Origin of the sequence: Geodermatophilus sp. YIM 151500 (assembly GCF_025716945.1) — a bacterium.
GTDB lineage: Bacteria > Actinomycetota > Actinomycetes > Mycobacteriales > Geodermatophilaceae > YIM-151500.
On the sequence record NZ_JAOVZT010000005.1, the window covers coordinates 112,722 to 137,674 of the forward strand.

18 protein-coding genes are annotated in these 24,953 nt (G+C 72.0%); 6 read left to right on the top strand and 12 right to left on the bottom strand.

What is annotated here, in order from left to right; translation table 11 throughout:
- The first annotated feature begins 110 nt into the window (after positions 1-110).
- Genes OF117_RS10670 through pabB form a run of 4 tightly spaced genes read left to right on the top strand, consistent with a single transcriptional unit; the run spans position 111 to position 5,622 of the window.
- The gene (locus tag OF117_RS10670) at positions 111-1,484 is read left to right on the top strand and encodes an L-serine ammonia-lyase (protein WP_263552814.1); all 1,374 of its coding nucleotides are present in this window, start codon (positions 111-113) and stop codon (positions 1,482-1,484) included.
- Positions 1,485-1,494: 10 nt separating this feature from the next.
- Positions 1,495-2,343, top strand: a complete 849-nt coding sequence (gene purU / locus OF117_RS10675; protein WP_263552815.1) for a formyltetrahydrofolate deformylase — start codon at positions 1,495-1,497, stop codon at positions 2,341-2,343.
- A 19-nt stretch (positions 2,344-2,362) separates the two neighbouring features.
- Positions 2,363-3,739 (top strand): bifunctional folylpolyglutamate synthase/dihydrofolate synthase, encoded by a 1,377-nt coding sequence (locus OF117_RS10680; RefSeq protein WP_263552816.1) that lies wholly within the window; start codon positions 2,363-2,365, stop codon positions 3,737-3,739.
- Entirely contained in the window at positions 3,736-5,622 is a 1,887-nt protein-coding gene (pabB, locus tag OF117_RS10685) for an aminodeoxychorismate synthase component I (protein ID WP_263552817.1), read from the top strand. The genes OF117_RS10680 and pabB overlap by 4 nt, the downstream gene beginning before the upstream one ends.
- Positions 5,623-5,640: 18 nt before the next feature.
- Here pabB and OF117_RS10690 read toward each other — a convergent pair whose 3' ends face one another.
- The 11 genes from OF117_RS10690 to OF117_RS10740 all read right to left on the bottom strand — a co-directional run bounded on the left by OF117_RS10690 (position 5,641) and on the right by OF117_RS10740 (position 20,800).
- Positions 5,641-7,044 carry a threonine/serine exporter ThrE family protein gene (locus OF117_RS10690; RefSeq protein WP_263552818.1) on the bottom strand — a complete coding sequence of 468 codons (1,404 nt, stop codon included), beginning with the start codon at positions 7,042-7,044 and terminating at the stop codon, positions 5,641-5,643.
- Positions 7,045-7,270: 226 nt separating this feature from the next.
- Complete coding sequence (locus OF117_RS10695) at positions 7,271-8,659, bottom strand: hypothetical protein (RefSeq protein ID WP_263552819.1); 1,389 nt, start codon at positions 8,657-8,659, stop codon at positions 7,271-7,273.
- 40 nt (positions 8,660-8,699) lie between these two features.
- A complete protein-coding gene (locus OF117_RS10700; protein ID WP_263552820.1) occupies positions 8,700-11,570 on the bottom strand; it encodes a peroxidase family protein in 2,871 nt (956 codons plus the stop codon).
- A gap of 48 nt (positions 11,571-11,618) precedes the next feature.
- Complete coding sequence (locus tag OF117_RS10705) at positions 11,619-13,334, bottom strand: thiamine pyrophosphate-binding protein (protein ID WP_263552821.1); 1,716 nt, start codon at positions 13,332-13,334, stop codon at positions 11,619-11,621.
- Between the two features lie 1,198 nt (positions 13,335-14,532).
- Positions 14,533-15,060 carry an SLATT domain-containing protein gene (locus OF117_RS10710; RefSeq protein WP_263552822.1) on the bottom strand — a complete coding sequence of 176 codons (528 nt, stop codon included), beginning with the start codon at positions 15,058-15,060 and terminating at the stop codon, positions 14,533-14,535.
- Complete coding sequence (locus OF117_RS10715; RefSeq protein ID WP_263552823.1) at positions 15,057-15,509, bottom strand: DUF4231 domain-containing protein; 453 nt, start codon at positions 15,507-15,509, stop codon at positions 15,057-15,059. The genes OF117_RS10710 and OF117_RS10715 overlap by 4 nt, the downstream gene beginning before the upstream one ends.
- Positions 15,510-15,669: 160 nt before the next feature.
- On the bottom strand, positions 15,670-16,416 hold the full coding sequence (locus OF117_RS10720; protein ID WP_263552824.1) for a hypothetical protein: 747 nt from the start codon (positions 16,414-16,416) through the stop codon (positions 15,670-15,672).
- Positions 16,417-16,768: 352 nt separating this feature from the next.
- Positions 16,769-17,170 (bottom strand): CD225/dispanin family protein, encoded by a 402-nt coding sequence (locus OF117_RS10725; RefSeq protein ID WP_263552825.1) that lies wholly within the window; start codon positions 17,168-17,170, stop codon positions 16,769-16,771.
- Between the two features lie 38 nt (positions 17,171-17,208).
- Positions 17,209-18,162, bottom strand: coding sequence for a TIR domain-containing protein (locus OF117_RS10730; protein ID WP_263552826.1), 954 nt, complete (start codon positions 18,160-18,162; stop codon positions 17,209-17,211).
- A 575-nt stretch (positions 18,163-18,737) separates the two neighbouring features.
- Positions 18,738-19,094 (bottom strand): hypothetical protein, encoded by a 357-nt coding sequence (locus OF117_RS10735; protein WP_263552827.1) that lies wholly within the window; start codon positions 19,092-19,094, stop codon positions 18,738-18,740.
- Between the two features lie 272 nt (positions 19,095-19,366).
- Positions 19,367-20,800 carry a S8 family peptidase gene (locus OF117_RS10740; protein ID WP_263552828.1) on the bottom strand — a complete coding sequence of 478 codons (1,434 nt, stop codon included), beginning with the start codon at positions 20,798-20,800 and terminating at the stop codon, positions 19,367-19,369.
- On the opposite strand from OF117_RS10740, the gene OF117_RS10745 reads away from it, so the two are divergent.
- Entirely contained in the window at positions 20,785-23,412 is a 2,628-nt protein-coding gene (locus OF117_RS10745; protein ID WP_263552829.1) for a CHAT domain-containing protein, read from the top strand. The genes OF117_RS10740 and OF117_RS10745 overlap by 16 nt on opposite strands.
- Positions 23,413-23,560: 148 nt before the next feature.
- A complete protein-coding gene (locus OF117_RS10750; RefSeq protein ID WP_263552830.1) occupies positions 23,561-24,010 on the top strand; it encodes a hypothetical protein in 450 nt (149 codons plus the stop codon).
- A gap of 12 nt (positions 24,011-24,022) precedes the next feature.
- Here OF117_RS10750 and OF117_RS10755 read toward each other — a convergent pair whose 3' ends face one another.
- On the bottom strand, positions 24,023-24,601 hold the full coding sequence (locus tag OF117_RS10755; RefSeq protein ID WP_263552831.1) for an RNA polymerase sigma factor: 579 nt from the start codon (positions 24,599-24,601) through the stop codon (positions 24,023-24,025).
- Between the last annotated feature and the right edge of the window lie 352 nt (positions 24,602-24,953).

Here is a 24,953-nt window from a genome sequence, read left to right on the forward strand (position 1 = left end):
GCCACCAAGGCTTGCCTCCATGTGGGTATCGACATACGCTTACTGTACCTCTGGTATATCAGTTGAGTATCGCGCACCTGACCTCCACCCCGCGCGACGGAGAGGCACGCATGACCATCAGCGCCTTCGACCTGTTCAAGGTCGGGATCGGCCCGTCGAGTTCGCACACGGTCGGCCCCATGCGCGCGGCCTGCACCTTCGTGTCCCGGCTCCGGGACCGGGGCCTGCTGGGGAGGGTCGCCGGGGTGCGCTGCGAGCTGTTCGGGTCGCTCGGGGCGACCGGGCACGGGCACGGCAGCGTCAAGGCGGTCGTCCTCGGTCTCGAAGGGGAGCAACCGGACCTGGTCGACCCGGTCGCGGCCGAGCCCCGCGTCGACGCCGTCCGTCGCGAGGGCAAGCTGGCCCTGGCCGGTGAGCACCCCATCGCGTTCTCGGTGGACGACGACGTCGTGCTGCACCGGCGCAAACGGCTGGAGTTCCACAGCAACGGCATGCTCTTCCGGGCGCTGGACGCGGACGGCGGCGAGGTCGACCGGCGCGAGTACTACTCGGTGGGCGGCGGATTCGTCCTCGACGAGGACGACGCGGGCAACCCGGCCATCGTCGAGGACCCCACGCCCGTCCGGTACCCGTTCCGCACCGGCGAGGAGCTGCTGTCCCGGACGCGTGGGACGGGGCTGCGGATCAGCGACGTGATGCTGGCCAACGAGCTCGCCTGGCGCAGCGAGACGGAGGTCCGCGACGGACTGCTGCACATCTGGTCGGTGATGCAGGAGTGCGTGGAGCGCGGCACCCGGACCACCGGCGTGCTGCCCGGCGGGCTCAGGGTCCGCCGGCGCGCGGCTGCTCTGCGCGCCCAGCTCGAGGAGCACCCGGACGAGGCCGACCCGCTCCGCGCGATGGAGTGGGTGACCCTCTACGCCCTGGCGGTCAACGAGGAGAACGCGGCCGGCGGCCGGGTGGTCACCGCGCCGACGAACGGCGCCGCAGGCATCGTGCCGGCGGTCCTGCACTACTACCGGGAATTCGTCGACTCCTTCTCCGAGGACGGCGTGGTGCGCTTCCTGCTCACGGCTGCGGCGGTCGGGCTGCTCTTCAAGGAGAACGCCTCCATCTCGGGCGCGGAGGTGGGCTGCCAGGGCGAGGTCGGCTCGGCCTGCTCCATGGCCGCGGCCGGCCTCGCCGAGGTCATCGGGGGAACTCCGGAGCAGGTGGAGAACGCCGCCGAGATCGGCATCGAGCACAACCTCGGCCTCACCTGCGACCCGGTCGGCGGGCTCGTGCAGATCCCCTGCATCGAGCGCAACGCCGTCGGTTCGGTCAAGGCCATCACCGCGGCCCGCATGGCCGTGCGCGGCGACGGCCGGCACCACGTCCCGCTGGACAAGGCCATCAAGACGATGCGCGAGACCGGCGCGGACATGAAGGACAAGTACAAGGAGACCGCCCGCGGCGGGCTGGCCCTCAACATCGTCGAGTGCTGAGGAGGCACCCGTGTCCCACCCGTTCACCCTCACGCTGAGCTGCCCCGAGCGTCCGGGCATCGTGCGCGCGGTGAGCTCGTTCCTGTTCGAGCACGGCTGCGACATCGTCGAGCACCAGCAGTTCGACGACGCCGTCCGCGGGCAGCTGTTCCTGCGCACCGAGTTCGTCTGCGCCGAGGACACCGACGCCGACCGGCTGTCGGCGGACTTCCGGGCGGTGGCCGACGAGTTCGGCATGCTCTACCGGATGACCGGTGACCAGCCGCAACGCGTGCTCGTCATGGTGTCCAAGCTCGGTCACTGCCTCAACGACCTGGTCTTCCGCTGGCGCGCCGGCAGCCTCGGCGCGGAGCTCGTCGCCGTGGTGTCCAACCACGAGGACCTGCGCCCGATGGCGGAGGCGGCCGGCCTCCCGTTCGTCCACGTCCCCGTGACGCCGGCGACCAAGCGCGAGGCCGAGACGCGGCTGCTCGAGCTGGTCGACGAGTACCGGGCCGACCTGGTCGTCCTGGCCCGCTACATGCAGATCCTCTCCGACGAGACGTGCGCGGCGCTGCACGGCCGGGCGATCAACATCCACCACTCCTTCCTGCCGGGGTTCAAGGGCGCCAAGCCCTACCACCAGGCCTTCGACCGCGGCGTGAAGCTGGTCGGGGCGACCGCCCACTACGTGACCCCCGACCTGGACGAGGGGCCGATCATCGAGCAGGAGGTCATCCGCATCGACCACACCTTCGATCCGCGCGCGCTGGCCACCGTCGGACAGGACGCCGAGGCGCTCGCGCTGTCGCGCGCCGTCCGGTGGCACAGCGAGCGACGGGTGCTGCTCAACGGCCACAGCACGGTCGTCTTCCGGTGAACCGGCCGCCGGAGGCCTGATGACGACCGGGACGGCGGGCCTGCCGGCGCCCGTCGGCGCAGCCTCGTCCCGGGCCGCGCTCGACCGCGTCCGCCGGTACCTGTACGAGGAACTCGGCCCGCAGCGGGGGCCGGCGGGCGCGGGGCTCGCGCGCGCCCGTGCCCTGTTCGGGGCGCTGGGGGATCCGCAGGACCGGTTCCGCGCCGTGCACGTCGCCGGGACCGCCGGCAAGGGCTCTGTGAGCACCGTCGTCGCGAGCCTGCTCCGTGCGCACGGGTTCCGGGTCGGCGCCCACGTGTCGCCGCACGCCTACTGCCTCCTCGAGCGTTTCCAGGTCGACGGCGCTCCCGTGAGGGCCGACCTCGTCGACGCCGAGCTGGCCCGGATCCGGCCGGCCGTCGAGGCGGTGGAGCGAGCCGGGCACGGGCGGCCGTCCTTCTTCGAGGTGACCAACGCCCTCGCCTTCGGCCTGTTCGCCGACCGGGTGGACCACGGCGTGATCGAGACGGGGGTCGGCGGGCTGCTCGACTCCACGAACACGATCACCCGCGCGGACAAGCTCGCGGTGATCACGCCGATCGGCCTGGACCACCAGGACCTCCTCGGGGCCACGGTGCGGGAGATCGCGGCCCAGAAGGCCGGCATCCTGCCGTGCGGCGGTCGGGCGGTCGCGGCTCGCCCGCGGAGCGCCGAGGTCGAGGACGTGCTGAGCGCGGAGGCGGCCCGCCGCAGCTGCGATCTCCGGTGGGTGGACCTGGATCCCCCGGCGGTGCGGTCCTGGTCCGGGCCTTCCGGCACCGAGCTGCAACTGCGGGGCCAGCCACCCCTGTCCCTGGGGCTGACCGGCCGGCACCAGGCCGGCAACGCCCACCTCGCGCTGCGTGCCGTCGAGGCGATCGCTGCGCGGGACGGGTGGTCCCTCGACGCGGACGCCGTCTGGCTGGGGATGCGGAGCGCCACGCTGCCCGGTCGGTTCGAACGCCGTGCGATCGCCGGCCGGCCCGCGGTCCTCGACGGCGCGCACAACCCGATGAAGCTCGCCGCGCTGGTGGCGACGCTGCGGGAGGTGCACCCCGGCGTCCGGTTCCCGTGGGTCCTCGCGTTCAGGCAGGACAAGGACCTGGAGGGAGCCCTGCACGTCGTCGCGCCGGTGGCCTCCCTGGTGGTCGCGACGGAGTTCCGCGCCGACGGCGGCGACCACCCCGCCGGCGCCTCCGTCCCGGCCGAGCTCGTCGCCGCCGCGGCGGCGCACCGGGGCATCCCGACGGCGGTGGAGAGGGACCCGGTGCGTGCGGTGGGCCGTGCCGGAGAGCAGGCGGACGAGGCGGTGCCGGTCGTGGTGAGCGGCTCGTTCCACCTGCTCGCCGCCGTCCACGGCGCCACGGTGCCGGGGTGACCCGCACCGTGGCGTCGGCCGGCGGAGGGGCGCGGTTCGACGACCTCCGCGCCGGAACGGCGGTCCGCTGTCCCGCTCCCGACCGCATCCTGGTGGCCGAGCGCGCCGACGAGGTCGCCGGCGTGCTCGCCGAGGTCGAGCGGGCCACGGAGTCCGGTCGGTGGGCGTTCGGGTACGTCGCCTACGAGGCCGCCGCCGGGCTGGATCCGCACCTCGCGGTGCACCCATCCCCGCCCCTCGGCATGCCGCTGGCCTGGTTCGGGATCTGCGACGAGCCGGTTCCGGTGCCGCCGCTGCACGCGCCCGGCCCGGCCGACGCCGGTCCGGCCGCGGCCGCGCGCTGGCACCCCACGTGGACGGCGGCCGGACATGCTGACGACGTCGCCCGGATCCGGGAGCGGATCGCCGCCGGGGACACCTTCCAGTGCAACCTGACCGTGCGGATGGCCGGACGCGTGGTGGGGGACCCCTTCCTCCTGTACCGGGATCTGGCGCTGGGGCAGCGTGGGGCCTACAACGCCTACCTCGACCTCGGTCGCTTCGCCGTGGCCAGCGCCAGCCCCGAGCTGTTCTTCGAGCGCCGCGGCGACCAGGTGCTGCTTCGCCCCATGAAGGGGACGGCGCGGCGAGGACGGGACCGGGACGAGGACCGGCGCCGGGCCGACGAGCTGCGCTCCAGCCCCAAGGAGCGCGCGGAGAACGTGATGATCGTGGACCTGATGCGCAACGACGTCGCCCGCGTCGCGGAGGTCGGCAGCGTCGACGTGCCCGCGCTCTTCACGGTCGAGAGCTACGAGACCGTGCTCCAGATGACCTCCGACGTCACGGCCCGGCTGCGCCCGGGCACCGGCCTGGTGGACCTGTTCCAGGCGCTGTTCCCCTGCGGTTCGGTCACGGGAGCGCCCAAGGCGAGCTCCATGGGGATCATCCGGTCGCTGGAGGCCGACCCGCGCGGCGTCTACTGCGGAGCCATCGGTCTGGTCGGCCCACCGGACGCGCCGGTCCGCGCCCGGTTCAACGTGGCCATCCGGACCGCCGTGGTGGACACGTCGTCGGGGGAGGCCGTGTACGGCACCGGCAGCGGGATCACCTGGGGGTCGGCGGCGCCCGCCGAGCACGCGGAGGTCCTCGCCAAGGCGGCCGTCCTGGCCGCCCGGCCCCGTGCGTTCGAGCTGCTGGAGACGATGCGTCATGACCCGCGGAGCGGTCTGCACAACCGGGACCGGCACCTGCAGCGTCTCGCGGCCTCGGCCGAGCACCTGGGCTTTCCGTTCGACCCGTCAGCGGCGCGGCGCGTGCTGGCGGTGCGGCTGGCGGGGGAGCCGGCGGCCCGCGTGCGGGTCCGGCTGCGCCGCGACGGGACGCTCGCCGTCGACGTCGAGGCGCTGCCCGCGGTGTCGGCCGGCCCGGTGCTGCTCGCCCTGGACGACGATCCGGTCGACCCCGGGGAGAGCTGGCTGTACCACAAGACGAGCAGGCGGGAGCCGTACGACCGGCGCCGCGACCGGCGACCCGACGTCGACGACGTGATCATGCTGAACGACCGGGGCGAACTGACCGAGACCACCCGGGCCACCCTGGCGCTGGAGCTGGACGGGCGGTGGTGGACGCCGCCGGTCGGTTCGGGGTGCCTCCCCGGGGTGGAACGGGCACGCCTGGTGGACCTGGGGGTGCTCCGCGAGCGGGTGCTCCGGCGGGACGACCTGCACCGGGCGACGGGGCTGGCGGTCATCAGCTCGCTGCGCGGATGGCGCGAGGGGAGGCTGCGCGAGGAGGCCCCCGTCTCCGTCGCGGGGACGCGCCCGGACCCGGCGCCGGCGGGCGGGCTCGACGACCTGAGCCCGAGCTCCAGGTGGGTGTCGATGACCAGTCCGGTCCCGTAGGCACGAGCGCCGAGCGGGTCAGTCGGTGGTCATGGCCCGTCGGCGGACCCGCTCGTCGTAGCGGTCCCGCGCCCTGCTGATGGGGCGGCCCAGGTACTCGCCCAGCGTGACGCCGGCGGCGAGGGCGAGCCCGACGGCGCCGGCGCCCACCAGGGCGGCGAGCCCACCTTCGATGTCGGCGTCCACGACGATCGCGAACAGGCCCCGGTAGATGGCCAGCCCGGGCAGCAGCGGGACGATGCCGCAGACGGCGACGAGCTGCGCCGGAACCCGGAACCGTTCGGTCAGCACCTCTCCGCAGAACCCGAGGGCCGCGGCGGCGACCCCGCTGGCCAGCGCGGGACCGGCACCCAGTGCACCGGCCGCCCAGAACGCCGTCCAGGACAGCGCGCCGGCCATCGCGGCGAGTCCGACGGCGCGCGGGCGGGCGTGGCAGGCCAGGGCCCAGCACCCGGCGATGCCGGCTGCCGCGGCCAACGTGACGGGAAACGGCACGGGCGTGGGCGAGGGGTCGACGATGGTCAGCGGCAGCTGTGCGCGCTGGGCCAGGTCGAGCACGCCGGCGATGCCCACGACGATGCCGGCGGTCAGCGTCACCACCTCGAAGGCCCGCCCGCCGGCGGTCACCGGGAACCCGCTGATCGCGTCCTGGGCGGCGCTCACCAGGGACAGCCCGGCGAGGAGCACCACGATGCCGGCGGCGACGACCAGGGAGGTCCGCACGTCGACGTCCAGGACGAGCAGGAGGACGGCGACCCCGGTGGCGAGCGCGGCCCCGGCGGCCTGCTGGAAGAACATCGGCAGGCTCTGCCGGCCGAGGACGCGCATCACCTGCGCGATCAGGGCGGTGGTCAGCGCCGCGAAGAGTGCCTCCAGCCATCCGCCGCCGAGGAGGAGCCCGACGGAGCCCGCCAGACCGGCCCAGGCCAGAGCGTGCACGGTGTGGCGGTACGTGGGCGGTGCCGCGACCACACGGTCGAGCCGTCGGTGTGCGTCCTCCACGTCGAGCTCGCCCGCGCCGACCGCGCGGGCCAGGTCGGTGATCCCCTGCAGCCGGGTGTAGTCGATCCGACTCGTGCGCACGATCCGCATCGCGGTGAGCGGCACCGCGTTCTCCCGGTCGTAGCTGACCGTGATCGACGTGAACGTGATGTCGGCCTGGCAGCTGGTCAGCCCGTAGGCGGCGGCCACCCGCAGCACCGTCGCGGTCACGTCGGCCGCGGGCGCCCCGACGGCCAGCATCGACTCCCCGATGCGCAGGGCCAGCCCCAGCGCGGCGTGGGCGGTGAGGTCGTCCATCCGGCTGGGCTGGGCGCGCAGGCTGATCGGCGCGGTCGGCGGGTCGCTCCCCGCGATGGCCCGCCAGGCCCGCTCCGGGATGCGCGCCTGTGACCTGCGGCGATTCCGGGGCCAGGTGGGCACGCCACCAGGCTATGTCCCGGTCACCTGCTGACCGACCACCGAGCGGGCAGCCGTCCCGGGACGTCCCCGGCTCGGGACCGGCGCGTCCCGGCGGACCGTCCCGGCTGGCACGATGCGACCGTGGCGTCGACGCGGGGGCCGGCCGGCCGGGGCGGTACGGCGTTCGTCCTCGGCGGCGGGGGACTGCTCGGCGCGGCCCGTTGCAGAGGTGTGCGCAGCTTCGGGCTCAGAGGTCAGCGTGCCAGCCCCGGTCGTGGGACAGGTGGGCCTCGGTCAGGCCGTTGCGGAAGAAGCGCTCGTAGTAGGGCTGCTCCACGTGGTGCACCTGGAGCCACACCCCGGGCACGTGAATCGCCTCGACATGCGCCGGGAACCGGCCGTGCGTCTCGTGGATGTAGGTGCAGATGTCGGTCGCGCAGGCGATGACGTCCGCGTCGTAGTCGCCGGCCTGATCCAGGTACTCGGCGCCGTAGTCGCCCTTGTAGATGCGACCGAACACCGAGGCGTCGGAGTAGATACCTCCCGGACCGAACTTGTCGGCGACCACCGCGTCCACCGCCGCTGTCATGCTCGGATAGTTCGGTGGGCACATCGCCTTGATCAAGTGCTCCCCGCCGTGCCGGAGCCCTACCGGATGGGCGCGGAGGACCGACAGGCGGGGGAGCGGGACCTGCCAACGCAGGGCGTCGACCGGCTTCCACCTCGGCGTCACCCAGTCGAAGCCGAGCATCGGTCCGTAGCCGTCGCGGAACTTGGGGTCTCCGAGCAGGACGGGTGGGGAGATGGTGGCGTGGATCCATGCGCCCAGGCCCATCGCGTCGGCGGTGAGCATGAGATTCTGGAGCAGCAGGTCGGCCTCGATCTGGGTCCGCATGCCCCAGATCGCCCCGAGCGGCAGCTTGACGTCCTCGTTGAGGAAGCCGCACCGCACCCAGCGCTTGACGCCCGCGAGGCGGTAGAAGTTCCGGTCGTCGACGATCGTCGGGCGCGCGCCCGACGGCTGGGTGAGCAGGTACATCATGCCGTTGATGTACTGCCGGGAGAGGTCGACCACCGGGAGCAGGATCGTCGTTCCGGGCAGATTGGACAGAAACCGGTTGGAGTCCAGGTAGGCCGGGAAATCGCGGTTGCCGTCCGGGACGTCGATCCGATGCTGCAGCAGCCGGACCTTCGCCTCCTCCGCCCGCGCCAGCAGCAGCTCCGGGTCGAAGGGGGAGCGCACGTCCCCCACCGGGGGCAGCTTGCGGACGAAGTATGTGCCGCTGTCGTTGATGAGGAAGAAGTGGGTGCCCTGGGCGTTGTCCGGGCTGCCCGCCGTCCGGCCGGCCATGGTCAGGTTCGGTTTGGCCATGATCGGGTCGTCATTGCGCGGGTCGTTGAACGGGCGGTCGGGCATAGTAAGGCCGCTGCACCCCGTCATCGCGATGAGGACGGCCTCCTCGAGGTCGGTGAGCGGCTCGCGCGGTGCGGCCGACTCGTAGCTCATCGAGCCGGCCCGCACCGAGCTACCGCGGCTGACCCGGTGGGTGCGCCGCCGCCAGACCACGTCGAGCAGCGAACGCTCGGCTAGCGCGTCCAGCCCCGGGTGTCCGGTCCGCGTCAGCTGCTGGGTCATGGGTCCGTCCCTCTCCGTCGAGGTCAGCGGAGTCGTGCCGTCATCGGACGCCGACCGGTCGCCACGGCGCGAAGGCGGTGCGGTCGCGCGGCAGCACCCCTGCCAGCTCCGGGCAGTGCCGCAGGATCACGCTGGTCATGCTGTTCCGTTCGATCCAATCCATGCCCAGCGGCGAGTAGACCTCCGGCCGGAAGTCCACGGTCAGGAAGCGGTCGCTCTGCAGCCGTCGGGAGGCCATCAGGATGAAGATGCGGAACGCCGTGTCGGAGAAGCCGAACCCCGGCGGTGGGATCTCGGCGAACAGGCCGACCATCGTGTCGACGTCGTCGATACGGCCACGGTAGACCTGCCGCAGCAGCTCGGCGTCCTGCGGGTCGGCCGTGAGGTCCTCCCAGCGCTTGACCCGAGGCCGGTGCAGCCCGACGCGGAACTCGTTGTAGCGGGGGACGCCGCGCATCCGGGTCCGCACCAGGTCGACGACCGACAGGTCGATCCGTTCGCCCTGGCGCTCGGAGTCGGTGAGCGCTCGCGGGTAGTTGTGCAGCGTGATGGCGCCGGGGTGGGCGCGACCGAACGAATAGAGCGTGTCGACCAGGCCGAGGGTGCGCATCTGTTCATCGGCCCGGGGCCCCTGGATGTCTCCGAAGGCGCACCGTCCCGTCACATCGCCTGTGCGGTGGTCCAGGAAGGTGTACTCGTCGGGGATCAGCGGGTGCATCCGGTAGACGGTGACGAAGTCCTCGGTCAGCGAGTACGGGACCCGGTGGTGGTCCGGCTTCGTCTTCGGGATGCCGACGGAGGCGTGCTCGTCCAGGAGCCACACCGACAGCCGGGTGAGCCAATCACGGGCCGGCGGGCCGCTCCAGTTCGCCTTCATCCCGACGTCGAGGGTGCGCGTGCCGAGGATCGCTGGGGTCCACTCGACGGTGTGGATCTTGGCGATGAGGGCGGACACGATCAGCCGGGCCGTCTGATAGACGCGCTCGTCGTCCCACCTGGGGTACTGGGACCGCAACGCCTCGCACACGACGTTGTGCTCGCGGGCGAAGAGGGTGTGCATGCCGCTGAGGCCCAGCCACCAGCTCTCGTTGAACCCGGTGACCTCCATGCCGGAGACGTCCTCGGGCAGGTAACCGCCCTCGGTGAGCTTCAACCCGGCGCCGTCGCGGAGAGAACGGGCGATGTCGGGGTCGCTGCCGTAGACCTCCGAGCCGTCCCACCAGTGCGAGGCATCGTTGCCGAACGGCTGCTGGTCAGCACCCGGGGCGTCGCCGCGGGTCTGGTTCCCGGCGATCCTCATGCAAGGCTCGGGGGCACCGCCGGGCACGTTGACCCAGCCGTCCATGCCCTTGGGCAGAGGAACCCGGACGTCGTGGGTACCCAGCGGGTGGCGGGCGTGGTTGACCCAGTCGTGCACCTGGAATTGGATCCAGGCAGCGGCCAGCACGTTGAGCGAGCTCGCCGGGATGAACTGGTTCCGAACGAGGAGCTCCCGGCTGACCGTGATCGGGTTCGGCTCGTTGACCGCCTCGGGGTGGTGCACCGGCCGGAGGTTCCGGCCGAACGTCGCCCCCACCTTGCCCATCTCGGGGTCGGACAGGTCGTTGGCCCTGCCACTGAAGGTCCGGAAGACCCGGTCGTCCTCGGACGGCTGCGGCGGCACCGTCCGGGCCCGCGGCGGAGCCTCCCGCTCCTCGGTGTCGATGAGATTCTCGCGCCGCAGGACCTCCCGGAAGACGGTGAGGTTCAGCACGCTCAGCCGCAGGGGTAGCCGGTGCCACGAGATGACCCGGTTGACGGTGCTGAACACCCGGTCTGCGGCGCCCAGGAGGACCCGGTTGCGCAGCGGCGGGTCGGTCCGCCAGCGCTCCCCACGCCGGTGCGCGGCGGCGGCGTCGTAGGCGGCCTTGCGGGCTCGGTTCAGGTTGCCCAGCGGCTTGAAGTCCTCCGTGGTGTTCCAGGGGTTGAAGGCCATCGCCTCGACCAGCCCGGCCTGCGCCCGCTCCTCGGCGGTGGTGACGTCGCGCCGGCGGATCGTCAGCACGGCGACCGGCTCGGGTGGCGACCCCTTCTCGTTCCACTCGATCGCGGTGTCCTCGATCGGCGTCGACCGCCGGTCCCGGTACCGCTGAACGCACAACTCCATCCGGATGTCGCCGTCGGCGAGCCGGCGGGCGACCTCGTGGGACAGGTGGGCGGGGTCGGTGCGGGAGGGGCTGGGCGCCGGCGGCGTCCCCTCGGCCGGGCGCAGCAGGTACCGGACGGCGAGGGGCCCGCCCCACCGGATCGCGCCCCGGCTCCAGTAGCTCTGGGTGGCGACGCTGCCGATCCGGGTCCGTCCCCTTCGGATGTTGCCGAGCATGCGGACGGTCTCCCGGAGTCCGCAGCGGAATACCAGTAGCACCAGCCCGACCATCTGCGACAGGCGGCCGCCTGCCGTCGCGACGGCGAACTCCACGAACTGCTGGGCATTCCGGGCGTGGGACACGGGGTAGTTGGTCATCAGCAGGTCGTGCTGCTCATCGTCCGAAACGGTCATGCGCAGCGCCACGCCCCGCAGGTCCTTGTCGTAGTCGGGGCGGCCTGTCCCAGCGGCGTTGGAGAACCGGACGACGGTGGAGTACTCCGCGCCCGGTTGGGCGAACCCAGCCTGCAGGTCCTCGGGCAGGTCATCGCGGAACCGCAGCTCGGCGTCCGCGACGGCCAGCGTGGCCTTGGCGTGGAAGGCGCGGTCCACCCCGTGTGGGACGCCGCGGGAACTGGCAGCTCGCTGGTTCTTCCGCTGGACCCGCATGATCTCCCGCGCGAGGTCGTCGAACAGCTGGCGCTCGGCCTCCGGGCTGCCGCCGGCGTACTCCTCGGTCCACGGGGCGGTCATCGCGCTCGTCGGGACGGTCCTCGTGGCGCTCATCAGTCCTCCGATGTGCGTGGTGTGCTGCGAAGGGGACGCGTCGGGGGTTCACTCGTCCCGGAACCGCTCCTCGATCATCTCGACCAGACCGTCGATCACCCCGTCCGGCGAGGGGCTGTAGTGCGGCACGGCCCAGCGGGTGATCCGCGCGTCGATCACCGACGGTCGGCCGGAGGCCAGTGCGGCGGCGAACGCCTGCTCGAACCCGTCCTCGTCGTCGACCGCGTAGCCGTCGGCACCACAGGCGCGGGCGTACGCGGCGAAGTCGGGGTTCTGGAACTCCACCAGCGCGCTGCGGCCGTAGGCCGACAGCTGATAGAGCCTGATCAGCTTGAACTGGTTGTCGTCGAAGATCACCCAGATGACTGGAATGTCGTGTTCCACAGCGGTCATCAATTCGAAGCCGGACAGCGAGTAGCAGCCGTCGCCGCAGCCGACGACGACGGTGCGGTCCGGCTGAGCCACCTTCACCCCGAGCGCACCGTTCGTGTGCCCGGCCATCGGGCCGAACTGCCCGGCCTTGCGGAAGTTCTGCCCCTCCTCGAGCTCGACGTAGTAGCCGAGCCAGGCGAGGTGGGCGCCGGCATCGGCCAGCAGGACGGCGTCGCGCGGCAGCATCCGGCCGACGATCCGCGCGAGCTTCCCAGGGTGAATGGTCTCCGGCGTCGGCAGCCGGATCCGCCGGGCCTCCCAGTCGCGCCCCAGGACCTCGCGGCGGGGAACGGGGCCGACCTTCCGGTCGAGAGCGTCGGTGAGGGCGGCGACTCCCCGCCGGGCGTCGGCCAACAGCGTGTAGGCGGGCTTGTAGCCGCTGCGGCCGAACTCGGACTCGGCGATGTTGAGCTGGATGAGGACCTTGCCGTCGAACAGGTCCTCCCGGTAGTTGAAGGTGGCGTGCTGGGCGAGTGAGTTTCCGATGGCCAGCACCACTCGAGCCTGCTGGAACGCCTTCCACGCGCTGGCGTGACCGCTGTCGGCGAACACGCCGACCGACAGGGGATGGCCCTCGGACACGATGCCTTTGCCGTCCAGCGTCGTCAGGAGCGGGATCTGGAACCGCTCGATGAACCGCTGCACCTCCGCGCCGGCGCCGCTGCGGATCGCGCCGAAGCCGACCAGCGCCACGATGGAGTCGTCGCGCTCGATCGCCTCGGCGAGGACCCTGGCGATGGTCTCCAGCCGAGCCGGATCGGGCAGCACGTGCGGCACGCGTGCCCGAACGTCGTGGTAGTTCTCGACCTCCACGCCGCGCTCGGTGAGGTCCTCCGGGACGTGCAAGTGCACTGGGCCGGGTTTGCCGGAGAGCGCGACATTGACCAGGTCCTCAACGACGTCGGAGGTGTCGGCGACGTCCTCCAGGAGGATCGACTTCTTCGTCGTCGCCTCGAACATCCGCCGCGAGTCCGGCGTGCCACCGAGGCCGGAGGTCTCGTTGAGCGATCCCCGTCCACTCCATTTCCGGTCGGCGTATCCGGAGACGGCGAACACCGGATAGGAATCTGACATCGCCATGGCCAGGCCGGAGACGAGATTGAACGCGCCCGGTCCGGCCGTGGCGAAACAAAAGCCGATCTTGCCGGTGAACATCGCGTGGCCGCATGCCATGAACGACGCGGCCTGCTCGTTCCTGGTGATGATCGGGCGGATCTTCTCCGATTCGTTCAGGGCGATCATCAACCCGGCGGCGTTCTCACCGGCACCGCCGTAGGCAGCCTCGACACCGGCCGATTCCAGTCCCTTGACGATCGCCTCGTACACACGCACGGTCTGCGCCTCCTATCTCGTCTGGGGCTCGCCCGCCGTGGCAACGCGCGCTCCGAATGGCAGAAACGGCTCGAGGACATTTCCGCCGGGCCACGGCCGGTCCATTCCGGACTCCACCGCGGTCGCCGCGTCTCACGCAGGCAGCGTGCCCGCCTCCACGGGGACACCTGTCGGGGGAGTCGGCCGCCCGCACAGGCAGCGGTGCCGTTCGAGTCCAGTGTCATGTCGTGGTCGCTTCAGGCGCCGAAGCAGACGCTCAGTGGAGTTCGATGAAAGTCATCTCACCGGGCTCGTGGCCCAGCGACGCTGGCTCGTGGCCCGGGTGTGCCGGGCCAGCACTCCTGGCTCCGGGGCATTCGTCCACCTCTCGTCCGCGACACCGGGGACAGGCTCCATGTGTAGTGAGGCTCAGTGCCGCGTCGACCGGAGTGCCGGTCGCTGCGATGTGCGGCTCGGCGACGAGCGGACGGAGCACGTGCAATCTCGTCGCAACGTACGGAGGAGGCGTCACCGGGCCGTCACCGTTGCGTCAAGAGGTTTCTGTGGAACGTGCGACACCGCTGGTCCTGCGTCCCGGCCGAAGGACCGACACGAAATGACTCGTGGGTGTGGCGGAGCGGACCCGCGGCGATCAGCCGCCGCGATCTGGTGCCGGGTCAGGCAACCTTCGCCCTGGTGACGGCTGAGGCGCGCTTGATCACCTTCCGGAGCTCGGGATCCGTGGCGTGCTGGTTCCGCCAGGCGATGTAGCGGCGCGGCGATCTTGGCCACCGGCATGCCCTGGGCCGAGAGCAGCACCATCTGCGCCCGGCGCCAGGTCACCACCGAGCCGGTGCCCCGGCGCACAAGCGCAGCAGCCGGTTGCCCTCGTCGTTGCTGATCGGGCGCACCTGCACGGGTTGAGCCGTCGCGCGCCTGCGGGGAAGTCAGGATCGAACGAGACGACCGTGACAGCCTCACCCTCAGCGAGAAGCCGATCGTTCACTACCCGGCGAAGGTTCGCAGCCGCGGCACTGGCTGCCGACTCCTGGAGCGCATGGGGCACGGGGCGGGCTGGCTGGCGGCCCCAGCTGGCTGGGCACCGCACCGCGTTCGGGACGCCGGATCCGCGCCGGCTGCCCTTCGGCAATCCGTGCCTGGTCACGAACCTGTTCGGCGCCGCCCGCCCGCGCCGGCGCTGCTTCGACCGTCATTGGTGTCAGCGGCCGCCGTCTGTCGGTGGCTCGGGCTGGGCTGCGGTCGGGGGGCTTCGGGCGGCCACGCCGTCGGCGGTCCTGGCGGCCTCGGCGCCAGCTTCGGAGATGAGTTGGCCCCACTGGCCGATCTCGCTGGTGAAGATCTCCTCCACGCGGTCGACGTCGTGTTCCAGGTCTGCGTCGGGTGTGCGGGTGGTCCAGTCGATCTCCGCCTCGGCAAGATTGCGCGCGGCGTCGGTGTACAGCTTCGTCAGGTGCGGGAACCCGATCAGGGCCTCGAAACCCGTGACGGCGACGGCCAGGGCCCCGAGCACCGCCGCGACGACGGCCAGCGCGCCACGGACGGTGGGACCGGTGAGCTGCCCGGCGACGCTCGCGAGGGCTGCCAGGACGAGCAGTGCGTTTCGGACGACGACGGTCTGCCGATGTGCCGCCTCGTACTCCGTGCGGCGGTCGTCGTAGTACTTCTTCTGGTCCTCGATCCGCAAAGCGAGATACAGGGCCTGGAACTCATCGTCCCGATCGGTCATGTGGGCTCCTTGCCGAACCGGATGGCGACGACGGCGCGCCGTAGGTCGGCCTCTCGGTCGGCGCCGGCGTAGGGCCCGGTTCGGGACAGGAAGAGAAAATGCAGAGCGCGGAGCCGTTCGGCCTTGACCCGCTCGGTCAGGTAGCCATTGAGGTCGTCGAGTTCGCGGGTGGCGCGGCCGGTCGCCGCGAGGAGGACCCCGAGCACCGCCAGGAGCAGGCCAGGCCAGTGCTGATCGGCGCAGAGAGCCTGCAGTCCGCCGAGACCGGTGAGCGCCGCGGAGCCGAGCAGGATGATCACCTGCTGTCGCCGGTAGCGATTCTGGCGCCGGAGCGCGGCCAGGTCCGCTTCGACGAAGGCCGCCGTCACCTCTCGGTCGAGCACCTGGAAATCCGGGGCCAGTGACGGATACGAGACCCGCTTGTGGTCGGGGATGACCGGCCAGGACACCGCCGGGGCGCGCACTGTGGGAAACCGGACGAGCATCCGCGGTCGCATCGCACCTCCAGCGATGAGCGCCTTTGCCCTGCGTCGCCTGAGCGGAGAAGCGGCCCGATTGTTCAACAGCGCGGCGGCCTCGGGACCAGTTCGGGTACGCGGCGGCGACAGGTCATGCGTGGCCGGCGGAGGATGACTGCCTCAGCACCGCCCGCAGCGTCCGCGTGAGCACCTCGGGATCGCTCACGTCGACGATGCGGGTCAGCGGGGAGGCGGCGATCCGCACGGCACGGGGATCCGCCATCTCACCTGCCGCCGCCGCGGCCACGGCGTCGGCTGTGCGCCCGGTCCCGGCCAGCACGAGGACCGGCCGGCCGCCGGCCAGGCTCTGCTCGACGTCGGCGTAGGTGATCTCGCCGCCATTGACGACGAGCGTCGCGGACGGTTCCTCGCCGGCGATCGCGGAGGCGACAGCGGCGAGCCAGGGCGACTCGTCGCCCCAGGACCTCCCGGGCACGAGGAGCAGGTGCGTGTGGTGCGGCTCGAGCTCGGCGGTGTCCCCGCCGTTCGGCTGGGCGCCGCCCAGTGCGGCGACCGTTCCTTCGGCGACCACCCCGACCAGCGGGAAACCGGCTCTGCACACCGACCGGGCCTGGCCGATGACCCGCATGATCCCCGCATCGGTCCCGCCGTCGACCACGGCACCTCGGCAGCTGTCGACGACCGGGATGACCGCCGAGCGAAAGACCTCGTCGACGAGCTCGAGGTGCGTGTGGTCCATGCCGGCTGCGCCGCCGACCAGCGCGAGCACCGGGCGGCTCCGCGAGATGCCCAATCGGGCCAGCGCCGTCGGCAGCGCCGCGACCGCATCGACCCGTGCAAGCGGGATCCCTGGCCCCACGGCCTCCTGGCCGCTCATCACAGCCTCCTGCGCAGGTGCGGCCATCCCGCCTCCCTCCTGCGCTGGTCCCCGCCCGAGGCGGTCGCCGCGCGCAGAGTACGGGCGCCCGGTGCACGGCGGGGGACCCATGGTTCCGACCCATCGCGGTGCGCCGACTCCGCCACCTCGCGCGGAGGCGCGGCCAGCGGTGGAGCGATGGCTGCTGCCACGGGTTGCCTCTGGCTGGCACGGGTTCCGCGTCGCGAGGTGGCCTGAGAAGGTCGTTTCGGATCATGCTTGGCGGCAGGTCGCCAAACCGGGAGCATCGACGGCGAGCTCGCCGGTGACGGCGAGCCCGCCGAGATGAGCGTAGAAGGCACTCTGGAATCGATCAGTATCCGGGGCTGGAGAACGTGACGAGCAGGAAGAAGACGCCTATCACGATACCGATGATATCGATGACAAGTGCGAGATTCGACGCCTTCCGTGCTCCTGCAACATCCCCCGCGTTCCATCTTGTCGTCACCTGACTGGAGAAGTAGAGGCCGATTGCGCCGAAGAGAAGCGAGCACACCAACGCCGCGATCGACAGCGCCATGTGGTTCGGCGGCTGCTTCTCGCCGGTGTACATGGGATTCGCACCGACATACATGGGGGTCGCACGGGTGTACATGGGATTTGCGCCGGTGTACATGTGGGCGACAGGTGATGTGGGCGGGGGTGGCGGCGGAAATTTCGGCGCACCGTGGGCGGCGCCGTTCCGGCTCGGCTGCAGGGGATTCTGCGTGGTCATGGTCGCTCCTTCGTGGGGGGCACTTCTCTTGCTGATGTTCAGAAGTTGGGGTCGTCGACGACCGTGCCGTTGTCCGAGGCGTAGGGCGTCCAGTCACCGTCGAACCAACGCAACTGATGCCGTCCGGAGGGGTCCGGGTACCAACCGGGAGGACACATCGACTCGTGCTCCTGCATCGGAACGGGCTGCACTGCGTCGTCTTCGGGAATCGTCCACTCCCGCTGCACTAGTTCGTCGAGCTCCTGCCAGGTTGCGTGGTACAGGTCGGGCCGACGTCGAAGCGTCCGCACCAGTTCCAGCGCGGTTGCTCTTTCCCGCGCCCGAGTGATCTCGTAGCGGAGGGAAGCCACCAATGCGAGCTGCTCCTGGAGCGAGAGGTGCTGAGCGCCGAGTCGCTGCGCCAGCTCGGCGAGGGGCGGCACCGGGCGCGGGGGAGGCTCGGGCAGCGGCTCGGGCAGCCGCGGTGCCGATGGGACGGCGGCGAGGGCTGCCGCGAGCTGGAAGCCCGTCATCGGCCCCGGATTCGTGTAGTCCACGATTTGCAACGGAGCGATGTCAGGCGGCAGGAGTTCGGGCAGAACCGGATCCACCTGCGCTGGTAGCAGTGGTTTCCCCAGGAGACGCGCGTACTCGCGTTCTTTGACAGCAGCGTCGGATTCCAGCAGAGCCGGGGAGACGGCGATGATCATCACATCGCACTCGCGGATTCGTTGCAGGATCCGGTCCCACCAGTCCTGTCCGCCGTTGAGCCGCTGATCGAACCACACCTCGTGGTTGAGCGTCTCGAGGCCGTCGCGCAGCGTGCGCAGCGCTGTACTGTCCTCCCGCGCGTAGGAGATGAAGGCGTGTAGTCGCTTGCCGATGAGCGCCTGCTGGGGAGCAGTCATCATCATGCCTCTCGACGCATCAGGTGACCCGGGCATTGGAAGCATCCCGAGAGCCGGAACAAACCTGAGGTCCATGCTGCGGACCAGCGCGCTCTTCGCCGGCACGGATCCGACATCCCTATTGAGCGTTGTCCCGTCGTCCTGATACTGGCTCGAGGATGTGGACCTGGGTCTGCCCTCCGACCGGAGAGCCAGCAGCACAGGCGGCCGGAAATGCGACCATTGTGGGGGAGGTAGTGCGAGGTGCGCGATCAACGGTACGACGCGACACGTGGGCGGTTCCTTCTGATAGGGCTCGTCGGATCCGGACGATCCGGCGATGGCCTGCGACAAGTGTTGAGGGGCGTCCACTCCGTCGATAGCCACCCTGGGTGGCGAGGATCTCCACCTGGGTGTCGACGATCCACACCTGCGACGCGCGACGGACGCGACGCCGGCCACCCGGAACGACCACTGACGACTGTAGGTGTTGAAAGCCGCCTTTCAGGGCGACCAGCGAAACGCACGTGTCGAGGGCCTCGAGGACCGCGGCGCGCCGGTGGTGCCAACTCGGCGCCGGACGGCGGCCGCCCCCAACCTCTACGTGCCGACCTCGAGGTCGATGGCGTTCCAGGACACGGTCTCGCCGATGCGCAGCCCTGTGGCCATCAGGAAGGCGACCAGGACGGGCTGATCACGGGCTATGACGCGGTCGTCGTAGCTGGGCGTGGCGCGCAGCTGCCGCAACCTGCGGCACGGTCGGCGCGCGCGGCGCCTTCTTCCCGGCCGTTCACCGGGCCGAAGGCCCGCACCGTGTTCTGGGCCGAGGCGCCCCGGCGAGCGGCCAGCGTGCACATGCCCGAGGGCACCGAGTGGCACATCCGCCGCGTGATCGCCGTCCTCGACGCGAGCCCGACGCGGGCGGTCTGCTGCAGGACCGCCGGGTAGTTCACCGCGCTGATCGTGGCGTCGTCGCCTGCCGTGGCGCGGACCCCGACCTCCCGGCTGAGCTTGCGGTTGATCAGGCTCAGCGGGGCGGAGACGTCGAGGACGATCACTCGCCGCCATGGTCGTCGCGGAAAGCCGGGCACGGTCGGCGGTCGGCGGTCGGCGGTCGGTGACCAGTCGGTCGTTGGAGGCGGACTTCGTCAGCAGCCCCCCGGAACCGCTGTCAGTGGCGTTCCTGGGAGGCGCGGCGCCGGGTGTCCCACCTGGAGCCAGGGCGTCCTCGTCCGTCCCACGCTGCCTCGTGACGTCACACGGGAGTCGCCAACGGCAAGACTTGGACGCCCCGCAGCGACCGCGCCGTCGCTGCCCCTGCTCCTGGGACTCAGACCGGGAGGATCCGGATGGAGGTCCCGTAGCCGGGGATCACCCGATCCCCCCCTGCCAGCAGACGCTGGAACGCGCCCCTGGCGGTCGGGAGGCCCTCCTCCTGCATCGTGCGGACGATGGCACCGACGATCTGGGGGGCCGCGAAGGACGTTCCGCTCCAGGTGGCCCACGAGTTTCGCGGGAAGGTGTCGGGCTGCTGCTTGTCGGCCGCCGGCGACTCCGTCCCGACGACGTAGGTCGAGACCACCCCCTGACCCAGGGTGGAGCAGGTCACCCAGTCGCCATGCGTGGACCACTCTGCGCCGACGACCTCGTTGTCGTTCTCGTAGTCCAGGCGCAGGGCCGCGACCGAGACCACGTGGTCGGCGAACTCGGGATCCCGGCAGAACGTCGCCGGCCAACAGGGGCGCTCGTCGCCGTAGTTGCCCGCGGCGCAAACCAGGACGAGATGCTTGCCGTGCTCCTCCTGGGCGACTCGGATCGCGCAGCGGATGGCCTCCTCCAGTGCGACGGGCGGCCGGTCCTCGGCAGTGACGAATCCGAGCGAAAGGTTCACGATCTCGGCGCCGTCCCTCGCGGCACTCATGATCTCGCGCGCGACCTCCACTTCGTCCCCGACCCCGTCGGTGTCGAGGGCGCGGCGCACCTCGATGCGGGCGACCGGCGCAACCTGCTGCACGATGCCGGCGGCGAAGGTGCCGTGGCCGGCGCCGAGGTCGAGATAGTCGTCCCGTGGCACGACGTTCAGCAGGTCGAGGTTGTCCGCGCGGGCGAGCCCGGCCAGCCATCCGTCGGCGCGGTGTTCGGCGCTGACCCCGTTGTCGATGATCACGACGAGGGGTCCGGCGTCCCGGTCGTCCGCACCCTCCATCCGCCAGAGTTCACCGCTCGGCGGACCCGAGGGCTCCGGGCCGCCCTCGGCCTTGCGGACGGCACCCAGGAGGACGACGTAGCTCGGCACTGCCCGGCCGTCCAGGGCTCGCGCGACGCTCCCGGAGGCGCGGAGGCGGCGCTTGCCTGCCCCGATGTCCTGCAGCACACAGATCTGCTCCAGTCCCGGGATCGGGACCTCCTGTGTCGCGTACTCCTCCTCGAGCGCCCGCATGACGGCGGCCGCGTGGGCCCTGCGCACGAGCAACCGGTTCGGGGCGACCGGGAACTCGTCCCGGTCGAGCTCGAACGGCGTTGCCCGGCGCTCCCGCAGGGCGGTCAGGGCCTGCGCCTCTGCGGACTGGCGCTGCGCCGCGTCGGCCATCTGAGCAACCCACCGTTCGATGTGCGCGCGCACCGCCGCGCGCTGAGCCTTGATCTCCGGCTCCGGGCGCCGCTCCGGGGGGGCGTACCGGAATTCGGGGACAACCGCCATCTGGCATCTCCTCCTCGATGCGCCGGGGTCCGGGCAGAATCCTTTCGGTGACCGTCGTTGCACGGGAAGAGTCGGCCACGACGCTCCTGATACGTGCTCAGGAGGCCTACGACGGAGTGGCGGGCGACCCTCGGCGGTACGCCCCGCTCGCCGCGGACCTCGTGGCGGAGGCCCGGCGCGCCGCCGACCAGGAGGCGCTGGTGGTGGCGCTGCGGGCGGTGGCCTGGGCGGCCCGCGCGCGGCGGCACAACGGCCAGGCCCTGCGGCTGCTCGACGAGGCGATCCGTCTGGCCCGCCGCGCCGGCATGAGCCAGCGGCTCACCGAGCTGCTCGTCACCCGGGCGGCGACCGTCCTGGAGCTCGGGCGGGTCGCCGCCGCCGTCCGTGACCTCGACCGGGCCGCGATCGGCGGAGGTCGCCCCGCACCCGAGATCGAGTTCATGCGCGCCGTGCTGTTGCACAACCTCGGACGCCTGGAGCCGGCGGCGACCGCGTACCGCCGCGTGCTCGCCGACCCGTCGGCCTCCCTGGACAACCAGGGGAGCGCGGCGAACAACCTCGCCCTGGTGGCCGCCGCTCAGGGCCGGTTCGACGAGAGCCTGCGCTACTTGACCCGCGCGGACCAGCTGGCCGCCACCGTCGGGCCGTCGCTGTACGCGTTCGCAGCCCACAACCGGGGGCTGGTCCTGGCACAGAGCGGGCGGCTCGCCGAGGGTCTGGCGGAGCTGGACCGCTCGACCCAGCTCTTTGCGCAGACCGACGTGCCGCTCGGCGAGTACTACATGGAACACGCGGACGTCCTCACCGAGCTCCGGCTGCTGCCGGAGGCGCGCGAGCTCGCGCGGCGTGCCGTCGCCGAGCTGGATGCGCAGGGCGTCCTGCTCCTGGCCGCCGAGGCCCGGCTGACCTTGGCCCAGACGGTGATGCTCACCGGTGACGCAAGGGCGGCGAGAGCGGCCGCGACCGAGGCCGAAGCGCTGTTCCGCCGGCAGCGCCGGACCGCCTGGGCCGCCCGGGCATCGGTCCTCGTCGCCCAGGCGGCGCTCGCTGACGGAACCGCCGACGTGGATCTGCTCCGCCGTGCGTCACGGGCGGCCGGGGTGCTCGACCGGTCGGGCATGCCGTCGGTGGCCGCGGCCGCACACCTGACCGCGGGCGAGCTGGCAGAGCGGCTCGGCCGTCCCAGCATCGCGCAGCGGTGCTTCGGAGCGGCCCACGACCGGAGCCGCCAAGGGCCGGTGCTCGTGCGCGTGCGCGGACGGCTCGCCGCCGCTCGAGCCGAGCGGCTCGCCGGGCGCGACGACGCCGTCCTGCGGCACTGCCGCGCAGGCCTGGCGGACCTGGCACGTCACCGCGCCGCGCTGGGTTCGACGGAGCTGCGGGCGCTCGCCTCCGGCCACGGCGTGCAGCTCGGCCGCCTGGGATTCGAGACCTTGCTGCGCACCGGCTCCGCGCTCCGGGTGCTGGGCTGGATGGAGCGGACGCGCGCCGCGGCGCTGCTCACCGTGGAGCCACCGGCACCGGACGACCTGCAGGACGAGTTCACCGAGCTGCGGCTCGTGCAGGCCGAACTGGCGGAGGCGCGCCGCGGCACCGGCGAGGAACCCGTGGAGCTCCGCACCCAGCAGGCCGCCGTCGAGGCGCGCATCCGGCGCAGCATGTGGCGGCGCGCGGGACCGGGCGGCGATCCAGCCCCCTGCTGCTCGCCCGGCGAGCTGCGCCGGCGGCTCGACGGGCGCGCCCTGGCGTCGTTCGCCACTGTCGACGGCGAGCTGGTCGCGGTCGTGATGCACGGACCCCGCAGCAGCCTGGTCGGGCTCGGCCCGGCCGACGCCGTGCGGTCCGAGTGCGACAGCCTGCTTTTCGCCCTGCGCCGGCTCACCCGCCCCGGTCGGGCGGCGACGGCGGCCGCCGCGCGCGCGGGAGCGGAGTACGGACTGCGGCGGCTCACCGACCTCCTGCTCCGGCCGCTGGACCTCCCCGCGGATGCGCCCCTCGTGGTGGTGCCGGACGCGCGGACCTACCGCGTGCCGTGGTCGGCGCTGCACGCCGGCCCCGTCTGCGTCGCGCCCTCCGCCGCGCTGTGGGCACGCACGCGGGTATCGGAGCCCGGTGGCGCCGGTCACGTGGTGCTGGTCGCCGGACCTCGACTGCCCGGCGCCGTCGCCGAGGTGGCCGCAGTGCGCGCGCTGTACGACCGGCCCACCGTCCTGGCCGCAGAGGCGGCGACCGTTGCGGCGACCACGGAGGCGCTGGCCGGGGCCGGGCTCGCCCACCTCGCGTGCCACGGCCGGCTCCGGTCGGACAACCCGACGTTCTCCGCGCTCGAGCTGGCCGACGGCCTGCTCACCGTCCACGAGCTGGACCGGCGCAGCATCGCTCCGGCGCGGGTGGTCCTCGCCGCCTGCGACTCGGCCGCGGACGTGACATATGCGGGCGACGAGCTGCTCGGGTTCGTCAGCGCCCTCCTGGCACGGGGCACGGCGGGCATCGTGGCGAGCATGATCGCCGTCGGTGACCTGGAGTCCGTCGGCCTGATGGCGCAGCTGCACCACGGGCTGCTGGCCGGCCGTTCGATGGCCGAGGCGCTGCACGCCGCCCGGGCCACGCTCGATCCCGCCGACCCGCTGCAGTGCGTCAACTGGTGCGCCTTCGCCGCCTACGGGGGCGGGTGATACGCGGGGTCGGTATCACGGGCGGCCGGATGGCCTCCGTCATGTGCAGGGGTCCGAGGAGCCGGATCCGAGATGTGCTGGCGATCCTCGCCCTGGGGATGGACGATGCGGCCGCAGGCCGGAGGGCGCGAGAGGAAGGCGACCGTCGATGACAGCGCCAGGGCGCGACGAGGATGACGTCCTCCTCGAGCAGTTGCGCGCGGCTGTGCGCCAGGCGGGCCCCCCCACCCCGACGATGACCGCCGCCGGCTACGCCGCCTACTCGTGGGCCACCGTCGACGCGGAACTCGCCGCGCTGACCCACGACTCCCTCGTCGACGAGCCGGCCGGCGTCCGCGGTGCGTCGGGACCCCGGGATCTCGTGTTCGAGGGCGAACGGCTGTCAGTAGAACTGGAGCACGACCAGGACTGCCTGGTCGGCCAGCTCGTCCCTCCGGCCCCCGGGGAGGTGATCCTGCTCCGCCCGGACGGCGCATTGGCCAGGTCGGCGGCCGATGAGCTGGGGCGCTTCCGGTTCCCGGGGCCCGTCGCCGGTCTCGTCCGGCTGCGCTGCGACACGCCCTCGGATGTCCTGCTCACCGACTGGATCCGTCTGTGAGCGGACCCATCCTCAGACGACGGTCAATGCCTGAACCGCCCCGTGCGCGCGGATCCGGGTGAGCGCGCGGGCCCTCGTCGGGCCGATGCTGCCCACGGGCATGGCGAGCCGCCGGCTGATCTCCTCGTACGACAGCGGCGGGTCCTCGATGAGCAGGAGCAGGAGGGCGCGCTGCCGCTCGGGGAGTTCGGCGAGGGCGATGAGCAGAGCCTCGTGCCGCTGCGCCTCGAGCAGGTTGCCGGCGAGGTCGGCCGCGCCGTCCCCCTCCGGTTGTCCTCTCTCCTGGAGGTCCGTGGGGGAGACGAGGTGGTGGCCCCGGAGCACGCGCAGGCACTCGTGCCGGCCGGTGGTGGCGATCCAGCCGGGTAGCGCCTGCGGATCCCGGATCTCGCCGAGGTGCTCGACGAGGCGCAGCCACACGGTCTGGACCACGTCCTCGGCGTCGCCGCCCTGGAGGCGGTGCCGGCGGACGATCGACAGCACCAGGGGCGTGTACCGGTCGACCAGGCGGTTCCAGGACGACTGATCCCCGCGGAGAGCCTCGGCGACCAGCTCGGGAACGCCCGCGTCCGCATCGGGAGACAAGTTCATCCCCTTCCCCTGCGGGGGCGCCACAGCAGAGGTCAGCGTAACGGCGGCCGCGCCAACTTCTAGCCTCACAAGTGCCGCAAGGGGTGCGAACCGTCCCAGTCCGCGCTGCCGTTCGCTGGATGTCCGAGGTTTGTGCTCGTATTCGGCGGACGCCGGAGGGAACGCGATGCGAGACGTCGGACCGGATACGCGTCGCCCTGCTCGGGGGTTCCGGCTGATCCGTGGCGAGACCGTCGGCCGACCCGGCCCGGGGCTGATCGACGTCCGGGAGACGGCTCACGCCCCCGGCTCGGCAAGCGGAAGGGCCGCGGGCCTGCCGTGAGACGACGCGTGGCCGCGCGCATCACGGGGC

Excerpts from the sequence above, each read along its gene's own strand:
- OF117_RS10670 (WP_263552814.1), top strand. The coding sequence starts at position 111 with ATGACCATCAGCGCCTTCGACCTGTTCAAGGTCGGGATCGGCCCGTCG.
- OF117_RS10680 (WP_263552816.1), top strand. The coding sequence starts at position 2,363 with ATGACGACCGGGACGGCGGGCCTGCCGGCGCCCGTCGGCGCAGCCTCG.
- OF117_RS10695 (WP_263552819.1), bottom strand. The coding sequence starts at position 8,659 with ATGACCCAGCAGCTGACGCGGACCGGACACCCGGGGCTGGACGCGCTA.
- OF117_RS10700 (WP_263552820.1), bottom strand. The coding sequence starts at position 11,570 with ATGAGCGCCACGAGGACCGTCCCGACGAGCGCGATGACCGCCCCGTGG.
- OF117_RS10710 (WP_263552822.1), bottom strand. The coding sequence starts at position 15,060 with ATGACCGATCGGGACGATGAGTTCCAGGCCCTGTATCTCGCTTTGCGG.
- OF117_RS10720 (WP_263552824.1), bottom strand. The coding sequence starts at position 16,416 with ATGAGCGGCCAGGAGGCCGTGGGGCCAGGGATCCCGCTTGCACGGGTC.
- OF117_RS10725 (WP_263552825.1), bottom strand. The coding sequence starts at position 17,170 with ATGACCACGCAGAATCCCCTGCAGCCGAGCCGGAACGGCGCCGCCCAC.
- OF117_RS10750 (WP_263552830.1), top strand. The coding sequence starts at position 23,561 with ATGACAGCGCCAGGGCGCGACGAGGATGACGTCCTCCTCGAGCAGTTG.
- OF117_RS10755 (WP_263552831.1), bottom strand. The coding sequence starts at position 24,601 with ATGAACTTGTCTCCCGATGCGGACGCGGGCGTTCCCGAGCTGGTCGCC.